12 protein-coding genes and 2 pseudogenes are annotated in these 15,409 nt (G+C 41.3%); 12 read left to right on the top strand and 2 right to left on the bottom strand.

Features of this window, described 5'->3' with window-relative positions; all coding sequences use genetic code 11:
• Positions 1-34 precede the first annotated feature (34 nt).
• The gene (locus tag ACEN8J_RS16700; RefSeq protein WP_495593746.1) at positions 35-1,261 is read right to left on the bottom strand and encodes an acyltransferase; all 1,227 of its coding nucleotides are present in this window, start codon (positions 1,259-1,261) and stop codon (positions 35-37) included.
• Between the two features lie 217 nt (positions 1,262-1,478).
• Between ACEN8J_RS16700 and ACEN8J_RS16695 the strand changes: the two genes are divergently transcribed.
• From ACEN8J_RS16695 to hcp, 4 genes are all read left to right on the top strand, one after another.
• Positions 1,479-2,486, top strand: coding sequence for a substrate-binding domain-containing protein (locus ACEN8J_RS16695; protein ID WP_165144527.1), 1,008 nt, complete (start codon positions 1,479-1,481; stop codon positions 2,484-2,486).
• A 34-nt stretch (positions 2,487-2,520) separates the two neighbouring features.
• On the top strand, positions 2,521-4,521 hold the full coding sequence (locus ACEN8J_RS16690) for a cache domain-containing sensor histidine kinase (protein ID WP_495593745.1): 2,001 nt from the start codon (positions 2,521-2,523) through the stop codon (positions 4,519-4,521).
• Positions 4,472-5,773, top strand: a complete 1,302-nt coding sequence (locus tag ACEN8J_RS16685; RefSeq protein WP_495593744.1) for a response regulator — start codon at positions 4,472-4,474, stop codon at positions 5,771-5,773. Before ACEN8J_RS16690 ends, ACEN8J_RS16685 begins: the two co-directional genes overlap by 50 nt.
• Before the next feature lie 144 nt (positions 5,774-5,917).
• Complete coding sequence (gene hcp, locus ACEN8J_RS16680; protein ID WP_340931532.1) at positions 5,918-7,210, top strand: hydroxylamine reductase; 1,293 nt, start codon at positions 5,918-5,920, stop codon at positions 7,208-7,210.
• Between the two features lie 41 nt (positions 7,211-7,251).
• On the opposite strand, the gene ACEN8J_RS16675 is transcribed toward hcp, so the two are convergent.
• Positions 7,252-7,599, bottom strand: coding sequence for a helix-turn-helix domain-containing protein (locus ACEN8J_RS16675; RefSeq protein WP_029516129.1), 348 nt, complete (start codon positions 7,597-7,599; stop codon positions 7,252-7,254).
• A 353-nt stretch (positions 7,600-7,952) separates the two neighbouring features.
• Here ACEN8J_RS16675 and ACEN8J_RS16670 point away from each other — a divergent pair, with 353 nt between their 5' ends.
• From ACEN8J_RS16670 to ACEN8J_RS16635, 8 genes and pseudogenes are all read left to right on the top strand, one after another.
• The gene (locus tag ACEN8J_RS16670) at positions 7,953-8,492 is read left to right on the top strand and encodes a HEPN domain-containing protein (protein WP_029516130.1); all 540 of its coding nucleotides are present in this window, start codon (positions 7,953-7,955) and stop codon (positions 8,490-8,492) included.
• Between the two features lie 77 nt (positions 8,493-8,569).
• Positions 8,570-8,815 (top strand): annotated as a pseudogene (locus ACEN8J_RS16665) (nucleoside triphosphate pyrophosphohydrolase); the annotation flags it as partial.
• Positions 8,816-9,388: 573 nt separating this feature from the next.
• Positions 9,389-10,135, top strand: coding sequence for a hypothetical protein (locus tag ACEN8J_RS16660; protein WP_495593742.1), 747 nt, complete (start codon positions 9,389-9,391; stop codon positions 10,133-10,135).
• Positions 10,136-10,145: 10 nt separating this feature from the next.
• Positions 10,146-10,646 carry a hypothetical protein gene (locus ACEN8J_RS16655; RefSeq protein WP_495593741.1) on the top strand — a complete coding sequence of 167 codons (501 nt, stop codon included), beginning with the start codon at positions 10,146-10,148 and terminating at the stop codon, positions 10,644-10,646.
• Between the two features lies 1 nt (position 10,647).
• The gene (locus tag ACEN8J_RS16650; RefSeq protein ID WP_495593740.1) at positions 10,648-12,540 is read left to right on the top strand and encodes a DUF2326 domain-containing protein; all 1,893 of its coding nucleotides are present in this window, start codon (positions 10,648-10,650) and stop codon (positions 12,538-12,540) included.
• Positions 12,524-13,348 carry a hypothetical protein gene (locus ACEN8J_RS16645; protein ID WP_495593739.1) on the top strand — a complete coding sequence of 275 codons (825 nt, stop codon included), beginning with the start codon at positions 12,524-12,526 and terminating at the stop codon, positions 13,346-13,348. Before ACEN8J_RS16650 ends, ACEN8J_RS16645 begins: the two co-directional genes overlap by 17 nt.
• A 53-nt stretch (positions 13,349-13,401) precedes the next feature.
• Positions 13,402-15,024: a GTPase gene (locus ACEN8J_RS16640; protein WP_495593738.1), complete on the top strand. Its 1,623-nt coding sequence runs from the start codon at positions 13,402-13,404 to the stop codon at positions 15,022-15,024.
• A gap of 166 nt (positions 15,025-15,190) precedes the next feature.
• A pseudogene (locus tag ACEN8J_RS16635) lies at positions 15,191-15,297 on the top strand (DUF255 domain-containing protein); the annotation flags it as partial.
• Positions 15,298-15,409 lie beyond the last annotated feature (112 nt).

The raw sequence follows: 15,409 nt of genomic DNA, 5'->3' as shown, positions 1-15,409 counted from the left end.
TTATAACCCCATGCTGAAACACAGACGCACAAGTTTAGCCAAGCTCCTGCGTGCTTTTGGAAGCGCGCTTAGAGGAAAGGAACTGGAAACGAAACGCATGCCAGTTCAACCGCTGTCTGCCTTTGGAGCCAACAATCCAGTTGCCGCCGGGCAGATGGGCCAAGAGCCAGCTGATGCCCAGAGAAACACTTGCCACGACGACAAACGTAATGAGCGTAGCTGTAAAATGATGATCACCCAGTGCAAGCGGGCGGGTGTAGTAGGATATGAAGGACAGCACGAGCGCATGGGCCAGATATCCTCCGAAGGAATAGCGTCCAATCCAGTTCAGCATACGGCGAAACGGCTCGGATCGCGTATCTTTTTGCAAATGAAGCAGCAGTCCGTACAACAAAAGCAACTGCGAGACAATCAGCACGAAGGTGCTTGGTTTCAGATAAGTAGAAATATTGAGATTGATCGTAACACCCGACTGGATCAGCATTGTGTGACCCATAAGCATGAATAGACCAATAAAGACAAATACATTCCACGGTAACGTCTGTTGGGCCAATCCCCGCCAGGTGTCCGTCATATAGGCGCACACTGCGCCCAGCATAAAATAGAAAAAATACATAACAAAGTTATAAGTGCGGTAATCTAACAGAGTCTGCCAAAAGGACGGCAACCCAGTGCTCCATGCAGACATGTCATAGTAGGACCATTGTAACAACAAAGCGTAAGCCGCAGCGGCAATCAGCATAACAGCCAAAACAAGCTGTTTGCGTCTTTTCGTGCTGTAACGGCGTAGAAACGCTTGAACCTGCCCGGCTGCTTTTGAAAATAAAGGAAACAAAATATAAAACTGAAAGATCATCACTACAAACCATAGATGATATCCGCTGACGGGGATGATCATTTCCTCGAACATACCTTTGTAAAAATAAATATTTCCCCACTGCGCCGTTGACCAGTTTTGAGTACATACCCAATAAATAACCGTCCAGCAGAGGAAAGGAACATAAATATCTCGAAACCGCCTGCCAATATAGCGAGGGTAGCCAATCGGTTTGTTACCATTATAAAAAAGCAGCGCCGCAGACAGGAAAACGAACGTCGGTGTGCCAAAACGTGTCAAATGATACAGCATCGCGAGCATCACAGAATCTGGCTGTTGGATGTCGCTGCGATAAATATATTCGCCAATGCAATGCTGAAGCACGACAGCGAGGTAGGCAAGGCCCCGTAGTTCTGTCCACTCCGCGATACGCGGCTTGCTCATCCATATCACTCCTTTTCCTCAAGATACGCACATGTTTTTCCTAGCGCAATTGTAGGTATTGTAACGTAGAAACATTAGTGCAGGATTAACGCCACCTGAAAGTAAGAAGAGTGAAGTAGTTCCAATTTAATATGATTGCGTTTACAATCTAAGTGAAACCAGAATAAATTAAAGTGAATTTATAACTTAAGGATACACACAGGAAGAGGGAGGAAGGATGAAAAAAACGCTGCTGGTATATATGCTGTTGATTGCGGCCTTTGCTCTCTATGTGTTCAGGTATGAACAAACTGGCCCGTTGAATGGTACTTGGGAAGATAAGGGGCTACGAGGCAGCATCGGAGAAACCTATATGATGATTACCTTCCAGTCTGGCTTGGAGTATTGGAAAAGCGGGCTCAAGGGTTTCGAGGATGCAGGAGATGCTTTGGGAGTGACTGTGGAGTATCGGGGAGCTACCCGTTATGATGCACAGGAGCAGACGACAGTTATTGAGCAGGCGATTGCTCGTAAGCCCGCAGGGATTGCCATATCAGCGATTGATCCTCACTCTCTGATTCCGGTAATTAATAAGGCGCTGGATGCGGGCATTCCTGTGGTACTGTTTGATGCCGAAGCGCCGGGGAGTCGGGCGTATTCTTTTTTGGGCACGGATAATTATAAGGCGGGCGTGACCGCTGCGGACAAAATGGCAGAGCTGTTGGGACGAGAAGGTCAAGTCGCTGTTTTGACGCTACCCGGTCAGCAAAATCATGAGGAACGCTTGCGTGGCTTTCGCGATACCATACAGCGGCAGTATCCTGCCATGAAGGTGGTGGAAGTAGCGGATGGCCGCGCAGACGCGATGGTCTCCCGGGATGAGTCGCAAAGGCTGATGAAAGCTTATCCGAAACTGGCGGGCATTTTTGTGACCGAAGCAACGGGAGGAACAGGTGTAGGTGAAGCGGTACTGAGTCAAAAAAACAGCCACCCGCTGAAAATCATTTCTTTTGATACGAATAAAGCGACATTGGATATGATTCGTGGTGGCACAATCTCGGCAACAATTGCCCAGGGAACATGGAATATGGGCTATTGGTCGCTTCAATATCTGTTCCATCTGCATCATCATTTGACGACTCCTGCGCCTTCTTCCACTGGAGACAACACTCCGCTGCCCGTGCGGGTAGACACTGGAATCTCTGTTGTCACCCAGGCGAATGTAGATGATTATTATGCGAAATAAATTTTGGAAGCGTATCCAGCTAGGAGTGCACCACATGATGCCGCGGTTACGCTTGCGCAATATGCCCTTACGTTATCAGCTGATGCTTCTGTTCCTGTTGTTTGGCATTGTACCTTCGCTGGGATTAGGTCTGCTGGTCAATTGGACGGTGGAACGGATTATTGAGCGGCAGGTGGAAGACCATACGATGCAGTTGATTGGCAAGGTAAATGAAGCACTGGACACCAAAATGGAAAATTTGCAGAACATGACGTATCTGATTGCTTTTAACCCCGATATCGGGGAGTTCTGGAAAGGGAAGACGCTGGCTGACGGCCACGCAGGTCATGCGAGTGTAATAACACCGGAAAACCAGGGGGAGCAGACTCAGAACTCGGTGCAAAATCAGGCTCTCAGCTCCAAGCAGGCATTAAGTTCTGTACAGGAGCAGGATACGCTGTATAAAATGAAGCAATTTTTGCAGGGCTATACTACGTTATATCCTGAAATTGCAGGGATTCTGATCGTGAACGAAAAAGGCGACTATATCAGCAACGAAATGTATGCTCGAAGCACGCGTAGCCTGACGGAAGAAGATTGGTACCAACAGGCGGCGCAGCATGCAGGCATATTCACTGTGCTAGGACAGCCGAGCCACCGTAATGTGACCACTCATGTCCGGTACAAGGACAGTGAAATTGTCTCCGTCGTTCGTTCGGTTACGGATTCGGAAACCGGACGCGTGCTAGGCGCGATAATGATTGACCTCAAGCTACGGGCTGTGTCGCAGGCCGCCAGAGATGTAACCTTGGGCAAAAGTGGGTATTTAATGGTGACAGATGCTGAGGGACGCAGCGTGTACAGGCCGGATATGCCTTTGATTGAGCGCATTCCACCGCAATGGTTCGGGGCAGGTGACAGCGGGATGTTTACCCGTGAAGCTGGGGGCAGGGAATTGCTGTTCATGTTCAGGGCTTCCGAATTCACGGGCTGGAGAACAGTGGGGGTATTCCCGGCACGCGAATCTACACTGGAAGTGCGACAAATTCAGTTCTATGTCGTCTGTTTTGTTTTCATTGTATGTCTATTTGGCTTAACGGCATCCTTGCGATTGTCGAGTTCCATTGCGCAGCCAATTTTCCGGCTGATGTCCTATATGCGGACGGCAGAGACAGGGGATCTTACAGTTCGCCAATGGAGTGACCGTGGGGATGAAGTCGGAATGCTGGGGCGGAGCTTTAACCGGATGCTGGAGCAAATTCGCCGTCTCATGTCACTTAGCGAACTGAGAGAACGGCAAAAACGGGATGCCGAGCTACGCAGCCTTCAGGAGCATATTAAGCCCCATTTTCTATACAATACGCTAGATACGATTCATTGGATGGCCCGAAGAAATGGAGTAGACGACGTATCTGACATGGTAGGAGCGCTATCGAGATTGTTTCGTCTCGGGCTGAGCAAGGGGGATGACTTTATTCCGCTGCGCTCCGAGATTGAGCATATATCTAGCTATATGCAAATCCAGCAAACCCGCTATCGTGACCGACTTCGCTGGGAGTTGAATGTACCCGACGAGCTAAAGGATCTGTTCGTGTTGAAGTTGATGCTTCAGCCTGTAGTGGAAAATGCGATTTATCACGGCATCAAGGCCAGACGTGGCCCAGGCACGATTTGGATAGAAGCTAAAGCTGAAGGCGACAAGCTGCTGCTGACGGTGCGTGATGATGGCGCAGGGATGGCGGCAGAAAGGCTGCGTGAGCTGCGTGAATTGCTGGAAATACCGCTGGAGGCGATGGAAGGACAGCAGAAGCAAAGTGGGGCTAGTACAAATGGTAGAAGCTACGGCATGCTGAATGTACAAGCGCGTATCCGGCTATCTTTTGGTGAGGAATATGGAATTGTACTGGATAGTAAAGAAGGAGCAGGCACCTGCGTGACGATCATTCATCCGCTGCTGCTGGATATGGCGCAACTGAAGAAGCCGCATGAAAAAGGAGAGGGTCAGGATGACGAAATCAAAGGGCAGAGACAACTCAACGACGGTGAGTCTGATTGACCAGGCCATAACGGAAGTGATAACAGGGACAGCACAGCGTTACCAAGTATTGATCGCAGATGATGAGCCGATCATCCGAGAGGGGATACGGGATTGCATAGACTGGGCGGCACTCGGCATGGAGGTTGCAGCTGAGGCGGAGGATGGTGAAGAAGCGCTGGAGCTGGTGGGTCAGCTTCGCATAGATATCATGCTGGTCGATATGAATATGCCGTTCATGGACGGGATTGAACTGATTCGTCGGCTGCGGGAAGTACGTCCGGAGTGCCGCTGTCTAATCATTTCCGGGCATGATGAATTTGCTTATGCGCAGGAGGCAGTCCGACTTGGCGTAGAGGATTATATCTTGAAGCCGGTAGATGCTGAGCAGCTTCACGCTGCGCTGTCGCGGCTCGGTCAGCGGCTCGAGGAAGAGCGTAAGCGTGCCGCCTATGTAGAACAAGCTGCCGGGCAGATTGAGCGGAATATTCCGTTGTTGCGCCAGCGGTTTTGCCTGGAATGGCTGGAAGGGCAACATATGGGCATAGATGTCATGGAGCAGTTGGCGTTTTTACGGCTTCCATCGCGGCCGCCTGCTCAGATCGGTGTCGTACGGTGGCCAGCGGCAGAGGCCCGGCAGACGATTATGCGCGAGAATGACCGCCAGTTGTTTCTTTTTGCCGCTGAGAATATTATTGGCGAACTGCTGGAGGACCTGCCACATGTATTGTTCCGCGATGCGAACGGGCTGATCGGCATATGCCTGTGGCAGGAGGCACCCGAGACGATTGGCGCTTCCATGGAGCAGGCGATTGGACGCTACCTGAATATAGCGGTTCATACGCATGTGGAATCCAACGCGGGTGGGCTGGAAGACGCAATGGATGCGTACCGGGTGTGTCGGGATCGGGTGTATGGCGAATCGCAGCTGTCTCCCATCGTACGCCGTGCTCGGCAGCTTATTCAGGAAGGCTACGCAGACCGGGAGTTGACGCTGGAAGCCCTTGCCTCGCGGCTACAGGTATCCGCCGTATATCTCAGCCGCGTGCTGAAAAAGGAGCTCAACGACAGCTTCGTGACCCTCGTCACGCGTGCCCGTATCCGTAAAGCGGTGCAACTGCTGGATTCCACGACGTTGTCTATCTATGATATAGCAGAACGTACGGGATACGACAGTCAGCACTATTTTAGCACCGCTTTTAAAAAGACCATGGGCGTGTCTCCTGTACAGTACCGTAAAGGCGGGGGAATTCAGGAAAATTCGTTGGAATAGGAATAATTGGAATGTGGAATTGTCTTACACTGTCTTATTATGATAAATGCTAAAAAATGTGTGTGTAATCACACCTACGCATTCAGGGGTTTGTTACGCTGGGGATAACGAACAAATATCTATAAATATTTGGAGGAAAACGATATGTTTTGTTATCAGTGTGAACAGACGCCGAGTGGCGGGTGTAAAGTAGTTGGGGTGTGCGGGAAAGATGAGACGATAGCGAGCTTGCAGGATACGATGATTTTTGCATTAAAAGGGATTGCTGCCTATGCGACACATGCTCGCCAGTTGGGCTATACCGATCCTGAGGTAGATCGCATCACGCATGAAGCGTTATATATGACCTTAACCAATTCTAACTTTAATGTACAAGAGCATTTGGAAATGGCGATGAAGGTCGGAAATGCGGCTGTACGGATCATGGATGTGCTGGATCGTGCGCATACGGATCGTTTTGGCATTCCGCAGCCGATTACGGTCAGCCAAAATAAAATCGAAGGCCAATGCATCGTCGTGACCGGACATAATTTATATGCGCTGGAGGAATTGCTGCGGCAGACAGAGGGCAAGGGCATCAATATCTATACTCACTCGGAAATGCTGCCTGCTCACGGTTATCCGGCATTGAAGAAATATGCACATCTCAAAGGGAATATCGGTAAAGCCTGGTATGACCAGCGTAGACTGTTCGAAGAGTTCCCGGGCGCAATTCTGGCTACGACGAACTGTGTTATGCCGATTAAAGGCACGTATGCAGACCGCTTCTTCTCTTATGAAGTAGCCGGGCTGGAGGGAGTAGCTAAGATCATGGACGACGATTTCTCTCCATTGATCGAGCGCGCGTTGGCTCTGCCAGCCGCAGATGTAGAGTCGGAACAGGTGCTTACGACAGGATACCATCACGAGACGGTCATCGGGCTGGCTCCTGAAATTATTCAGGCCGTTAAAGACGGGCATATCCGCCGTTTCTTCGTTATTGCAGGCTGCGACGCACCAGGCAAAGGCGGCAACTATTATCGCGAGCTGGCTACATCCTTGCCGAACGATACGGTCATTCTGACCACATCCTGTGGTAAATTCCGCTTCAATGACGTGGATTATGGAACCGTTGGAGATACAGGGATTCCCCGTTATATTGATTTGGGGCAATGCAACAATTCGGGTTCTACTGTGAAAATCGCTCTGGCATTAGCGGATGCTTTCGGTTGTACGGTGAACGAGCTGCCTGTCAGCATTGTGCTGTCCTGGTTTGAGCAAAAAGCGGTTGCCATTCTGCTGGGCTTGTTCAGCCTTGGCATCCAAGATATTCGCATTGGGCCGAAGCCGCCTGAGTTCATTTCTTCTGGCGTGCTGGATGTACTGGTGGAGATGTTTGGCTTGAAGCTAATTACTACCGCAGAGGAAGATATGAAAGCGATGTTGGCGTTGTCGTAAGGGGTTGGTGGGGAACTGCAAAGCGCAGTTCCTTTTTTGTTTCATCGTTCATCGATTCTTATAAAGATGTCCGTAAGAATCTTTAATGCCAGTTCAGTATCTTTGGATTCACGAGTTCTTAGGAGAGTTAAAATGGTTTTAATACTCGAATGTTCTTCGGTAAGCTCATCATTGTCCTTCACATATGTAAGCAACTGATAGACGCCCACGTTCAATGCCTTCGCTATTTTCTCCAGATTTTTCAAAGATATATTTCTCTCCGCTCGCTCAATAAATCCAATATAACTCGAATTGAATCCTGCTTTTTCGGCTAAAGCTTCTTGGGAAAGCCCTTTAGACTTTCGAATATCTCGAATACGTGTACCGACTAATTCCAAAAGTTCTGACATGAATACACCTCTCTATAGTAAGGGTTCTACAAAATCGATTTCAATCGCTCCAAAGTGCAATATATAGACGAACTAGATCATCACGACCTATATATTATTATTGGAAGTCGCTTGTTGGATTTTGCAAAATCCTCTAGTTAGAAGTGTAGAGAAAGAGTTACATCTAATTAATAAGTGTTAGTAAGTAAATTGAATTAAAAACTACTATATAGTAATATTTATTAGGAAGCTTGTCCGGTAGCTAGAAAATTATACATCTTGATGGTTACATATTTGTGCTACGTTGCTCACATTTGTTTCAGGATTTTGCAAAACCCTTATTTATGAAATTTTAATTCAGGAGTTGATTCCCCATGAAACATTACTCCTTAAGTCCCCAACTACATAGTGATTCCGATTTCAAATTGCCTAAGTACAGCGACACCTACATATTCAATTGCATGATGGATTTTCAAAAGCTTGCCGAATACCAGATCAAGCTTGCACAGATGATGCGCGACCATAATCAGTTTCAAAACTGCCTCATTCTTTGTGATCGAGCGATGTTTTCTATGGCTAAGGCCATGTATGTTCATCGAAACCAAATCATTCCATCGTACATTCGATCCATGACTGACCTATTCCCTTTAATTCACACAGATGCTGAGCCCAATTTAGATATGGTGCTGTTTATCGGTACGGTACATTATCTGGTTTCGGGAGAGGATGAAGCATCCGAGGAGACGATGAGACAGGAGGAAGTAGACAAGTTGCTTTATAAAACGGACTCTATTCTAGAGTCTCTGTCACAGCGGATCGTAGCTGATCCGTCTAAGCGGTATCCGTCTATTTATAAAGAAAATTCGTTCAATGAATCGGTAGATCTTTTATCAATAATACCCGGTTCTTTTTGAGCTAATGATATAATGACGAAAAGGAAGATGTTGGATGATGGCTAACACCTCCACATCAGAAAGGGTGTTATTTTCATATGCCTACATACAACAAACTGGTGCGAGATCGGATTCCGCAACTCATTATGTCTCAAGGTAAGGAATGTCGGACACGCATTTTGGACCCAGAGGAATATAAGCAGGAACTGCGAACGAAGCTTCGTGAAGAAGTCGGGGAATATTTTGAAGCGGAAAAAGATCAGGATGCGCTGGAAGAGCTGGCGGATATGCTGGAAGTCATCCGAGCGCTGGCAGAAGTACATGGGGCGAATGCAGCAGAGCTGACGGATTAATATAGGTGATACTGAAATATTAAATTAAGAAAACGATATACAGTGAACCTCAAGAATTGATTCTTGAGGCTCATTGTATATCGAGTAATACGCTCTTCCGTATCCATTTATAAAATACGAGTATTAAAACGTGTAATAAACTGGCTATTTCGCTACTCGAAGTTGTGGGAAGAATATGTGATAAGTATCACGAAATCCTTGTGTTTAGAGGCTGTTGCGAGCAGTCATGTCTATTGAAGCTCCAAGTAATATTGCTTTATTATCACTATCAACATGCTTTCAGCCACGAAATATAGCGAAGAAAAATAATTCTGAGGGGATTAGTAATGATATTACAGTTTCTTATAAATTGATAGAATTCAGGAAAATCCGTGCTTCAATTATGTTATCCAGAATGTTACAATGAACTAAGTTGTTCGTTATTTTGTCCTATTTTGTTAAAATTTTCAGGCATTTTATTGGGTCTATTGAATCATTATCTAGGCAGGTCTTTTTAGGCGGGATTTATGTTCTTTGAATTTGCTATTTGTGTTTTAATATATAAATGTATAGAGAGGAATTCTAATGTTAAGTAGTCATACGCCATCCCCTAAAGAGCAACAACAGCTTATTCAATCTTTATGTGAAATGAATCTTCAGGTTTACGATTGGCGCTGCCTGGCACGCTCAATTGATCAAAATCCGGAAGATGTATTTGGAGAGGGTACAACCAATCCACAGAAAGCAGACTCTATTGTAACAACTGCTGTCCGATACGGAATGAGTTTAGAATTAACGTTTGAAATCGAGCGACTTCGAAGTAATTCCGCAAGATTAGGCTCGAATCGCTTAAGTAAGCTAGATACTCAAATAGCATTTCAGTTGTCTAATCTTTATTCAGTATTACTAGAGCAGCTTGATTCAATAAATGCTATTGAAGAATCTGATACGTCAACTTCAGACAAAAGTGTGGCTGAAGATTTCACTAAGTTTCACGATAAATTGAAAAACAAAGCGAAGTTCTCACCAAGTAATCAGACTTTGGCAGTAAGATCGAAGAATGATAATGGTGTTTTGAAAAGGAAGGCGAAAAAGCTAGGCTTTGATGATCATTTTGTATTATTAAATCAAAAGGTTCAAAAGTTCTACTCAAAGCGAATTCTTGTAAGATTTCCTCCTGACCAATATAATGCGGACTACAGATTAAATGAACTCGTCAATGAATTGTTTAATATTTTGCCTGAGGAATATCAAGTTAGAGAAGATATTGAAGATCAAATTTATGGTGTTATATTCGACACCACTTTTCAGTGTTATATTTTTAATGAATGAGGGATTTTAAATGAGTAAACGTGATCTTGCAGCGGAAGGTGATTTGAATAACGTTGAAGAAAGTGGTGTTCTAAATGGAATGTATTTATTAACATTTTTACATTTTATCAAAAGAGCTACTCTCGATGAAATTGCAATAGGCATGTATTTATTTCGTTTCGTTAATGTGATGAATGAACTATTAAGTTTAGATGATAAAAGAGTATTTATGTCCAAGATACCAGAATGGGAAAAAGATAATCTGGATGTAATGCTTTCAAATGTCATTATTGAAAAATATAATAGTCGATTTCTCAGTGGACTTAAAGAATTATTGTCTAGAGATATGATTATAATAGCTGATCAATACATTTGTTTGAAAGAAGATGTTCGCTCCAGTTCAGTTGATTTATTGACAAACGAAAGTTTTGAGTTAGTTGTACATAAAGCAAAGTATATTTCTCAATTAATGGATCAAATTTCATTAGATGATTTAAAGGAACGCATAAAAGGGATAGTTGGTGGTATATAAAATGGTAAACTCATTGTATCTTAACCGATTACTTGTATACCCTTCGGAAAAAGAAATAGATATCACTTTTCGTAAAGGGCTTAACATTATATTAGCAAAAGACGCGGGAACGGAAAATATTAATACGAGAAACAGCGTTGGGAAATCTACCTTTATTGACCTAATAAATTATGGATTAGGTAAAGAAAATTTTCTTGCAGATGATAAAAAAGCTGCGAAAGATCGTATGGAACTTATGCAGTTGTATTTGGAATTCTCAATTGGAGAAAAACGCTATACCATTCAGAGAGGGATAATTAATGGTCAATTGATCTCAATTTATGAAAATTGGGTTATTAATGATCTTATCAATGGGTATGAAATTGATTTTAAAATGAAGGAAGTTAAAGAGTACTGCTCATTCTTGGAAAGCGAAATATTCCAAGAACAAAATTTTTTTAATAATAAGAAATTAGTATCATGGAGACAAATAATCTCTATGCTGCTTCGAAATCAAGTAGGTGGATTTCAAAATTTAGCTCAACCTGCGACTTATTATGAAAATGCTCAAGTGAAACGGAAAAGGATTGAATTTCTTTTAAATTTATTAACACCACAAAAAACGGAATTGGAGATACAACAGTCAGTCGTTTCAGAAGAAACAAGCGAAAAACAGAAAACTTATAATGTTATTATGAAATATGCAAGGCATCAATTGAAAGTAACGGAAGTAGAACTTCAAAGTCAGATAAGAAATATTAAAGAAGAAATTAACAGCCACGAAGAGATTTTATCAAAATATAAACAAGAATTAGTAAATATAAATAAAACACAGGATTTAGCTAACCAAAGACGTAGTAAACTGGTTCAGGAAATGATGCAGTTAAATCAAGATATAAATATTCACTCTCACCGTATTAAAAATTATGGTGCAACAATTAATGAAATTCAAGGTGAATTGCAAAAAATAGATATCGCACAATCCGCAACTCATATTTTTAATCGTTATGGATACAAACAGTGTCCTACATGTCTGCGACCTTTTTTACCTGAAGATGCTAAAGAATGTGCTCATACTATCAGCCAAGTTTCTGATCAATCTGTTCGATTAATAAAAACAGTACTTTCCAATGAAAGATTAGAACTTATTGATGCAACTAGTTTACATCGTTTCGAAATTGATAGACTTGAAAACAGTAAACAGGAATTGCAACAAATGATTAATATAATTGATCATGAGTTGAAAAAGGATGTTAATGAAATATTAGAAATGATAGATAATAAGGAAAGTGAAATAAAGATTTTACAAAGAGAGCTTAATAACTTAAATAATCTATTCAAAATAAATAGTGATGTTGATTCCTATTATTTAGATTGGCAGAGTGCGAAAGATAGACTCAGTGGTATAAATAAGTCCATAGCAACAATTCAAAAGGAAGTTGATAAAAGACTAACTTATTTCAAAGAGTTAGTAAACGAAGTAGTGGGATTTTTGTACAGTAATAGTCGTGTTGGAATGCTAAAAAGAAGTGAAAGAAAAGGAAATTTTTCTTTAGATATCAAACATAAAGAATTAACCGAGGGAATAGATGACGGAGCGGCTTCGTTTACAATAAGAGTTATAGCTTTTGATCTAGCATTACTAAAACTAGCCGCACTACAAGATACTAACCATCCTAAATTTTTAATTCATGATTCACCTAATGTACGAGACATTGATCCCAAGGTGTATAGACGGATTTTTAGCTTTATTATACAGTTAGAGAATGATTTAATGGAAAAAAATGATATTGTAGACTTTCAGTATATTATTACTACTATTGATATACCGGAGGAATTGGAGGAATCTAAGTTTGTACGACTGACACTTGACAATACAGGAGAGAAGGGGAAGTTATTTGGCTTCACATATTAGCTTAGAGTTCAAAGATGAAAGTAGATTAGTAGATTTTCTTAAACTTTCATATTCTGCAATCGAACTAGCTGGAATTTGTCGATCACTTAATTTAGATAAAGATGATATTTTGAATAAGTTTTTACCACATAAAGATAATTGTAGCAATTTTGTTGATAGTGTTCGCCAACATGGGCTATACAGTAATTTGTTTTCCGTGTTGCAAACTAAGCAATTTCATAGAGAACGGTTTAGCGAAGTATTTCCAGAGTTTTATACTATAGTTGTTGATAACACCAGAATTAATCAGATTAGATTATCAGCGTTTGAAAAAAATGATCAAACTTTTAATTATGCAGACTGGTTGCAAGAGTCTAAGGAAAAAACAGTTTTAATTCTGGGCAAAGATAGCCCAGATGAATACATGCAACAACTAATCGGCATATCTGAAACTGTTAAAGAATTAGGATATCATCCTATACTGATAAAAAAACAACCTGAAATTCGTACAATATCAAACGAAGAGAAGATGTTGGCATATGCGTCTATTTCAAGATTTGTAATTATAGAAAAATCATTTCCTGCAGGTCAAATTGATGAAGCAAAGATTTGTGCTTTTAATCGAATCCCATCTATTTGGATTCATCAAGAAGGAACTGGTGACACATGGATGCAAGGTGACTATGAGGTAGACTTTAAATTTATTAAATCTTTTGCATACAACGCGAGTAATCACTCAGATATAATATATATTGCTATAAAGTGGATGGAGGAATTTCTCAAGGAAAAAGAGGAATATCTTGATCTGAAATATCCTTGGAGAAATTAAGGAGAGCAGTTCTCTATTCTTTTGCTGGAATCAGATATAGAGGAGAATAATTAATGGAAGTTAAAAATGTGTATTTAAAAAACAAAATGAAAATTGGGGTTATAGGTATTTCAGGGAAAGGAAAGTCTACATTATTAAATCACTTAGTTGAGAAAGATGTTGCTTCTCAATTAGGAGGCCTTATAGGCTCCAAAAATAAAGAAGCAGAAATGTCTGGTCAAACTAAGAATCCTGTTAGGTATAATATTAACCGTGATTCAGAAAATTGTTCTTCTAAGGTTAGTAAATTAAAAGAAGGTAAAGTTGAAAATTATGAAATTAATCTATCTGATGTAGCTGAGCATGCTAAATCATTAGAAAAATGCACAGTAACTATTGAAGTGGGTCCCTCAAAAGAGTTTGAAAAGATAATGGATGAATTTGATTTGACAGAACTAGAGTTTATTGATACTCAAGGTTTACTCGATTCACTTGAGGAAGAAGCTGGTGTTCCTCCAGAAATCAAAGAATGTGCTGTTTTGTTATATCTTTATAATGCACGCGATCAAGGCAGCAGAGGCGACTATATAAATAATTATCGCAGTTTTCTAAACGCAATTTCTGATAAGCCTCTCATTTTTTTAGAGACAGATACTCAATGGCAAGTATCTAAGGAAGATATTGAATCATGTCTGGATGATGCTAAAGAACGTTTGAATGATCTGGATAATGGATATTATATATCTGCGGATGAAATTAGAGAACGGTATAGTATTCTAACTGGTAATGATGAGTATAACAATAATGCTACATTTATTCTTACATCAATTCTTAGTGAATTAGAGTCTTCTGTGAATTTTCACGAGGTCAAGCTTCGAATAGAAGAAAAAGAAAAGTTTTTCGACGAGTGTGTTAGAATTTGTTCAGCTCATACTATGCAAGGGGTTTTTAAGAGATTAGCCGGGATTAAACAATCGTTACAGAGCGAATTTGATAAAGCCAAAGGTCAGTTCGAGTACCCTACTGCATTTAGTACTAGTTATGGTTTGTTAAATGATATTTTCATTAAACAATTTCAAAGAATTGATTATAATTCCAGTGCGGAAGTGCTGCGATATGCTAGACGTGATTGGATGCGATTTGAAAAAGCGCTACTTTCATTGCAAAACGGAAAGTTATTTAATACCGATTTAACAAAAACAAAATATGAAATATACACTTCTTATGGATATTACTCCCTGTATGAAACTTATGAGAATCAAGATGTTTTAGATTGCATGCAGTTATTACTTGATTTGTATAAGGGGTATTTAGCAAGAATTTCTGTTGCTGGCAATAAATTATCTAAAGCAGTTCAAGTATTTTTGTCGCAGTCAGTTTCAAATGATTATATGTGTAGAGATACAGGATATGATATACCTATTTTAAATGAAAAAACATTCCTTTATTGCATGGAGGAGTTGAAACGCTGGATCGGAGATATTCCAGTTGATAAAATCGTGTATAAAGATTATGACAAGTTTGATGTAGATCGTTTTAATAAAAAATCTATAATAGAGACTTGTGATAAATATGTTGGAGACACTGAACCTTTAATTACTAAATTAGTTTATCTATGCATGTGTATTAATAATAAAATGTATAATATGGCATCAGATGCAATTTTAAATAGAACAAGAGAATTTATCGGAAAATAGTGAAGAAAACGAAGAATCCTCTAGACATTTTGATGTCTCAGCAGGGTTTTTCTTTTTCCGGACAAAATAAACTGGATAAATAATAAAGAAATCCTAAAATCTAGAATGTGATGCTTCATGACAACGAATCATATGCAAATAGAATACCAAGGAAAAGTCACCGTACTTGCTGCAATACGCTCAAAATCCTGTGAATTGGTCCCTTGGCCGGAAGAAGCTTTAGACAAAGCTAAACATGAGAATAAACCTATCTTTTTTTCGGATAGGTACAGCTGACATTTTAATGATTATACAAATTGAGACTTTGCCAATCGTGAGCAGGCGCTAAAGTCTTTTTTTTCGTTTTCAAAATATATGACCGCTCTCCCGACAATCTCCATTTCCC

This window comes from Paenibacillus sp. Paensp38, assembly GCF_059491915.1.
The sequence above is the reverse complement of the archived record's forward strand: the minus strand, read 5'-3'. Positions and strand labels throughout refer to the sequence as shown.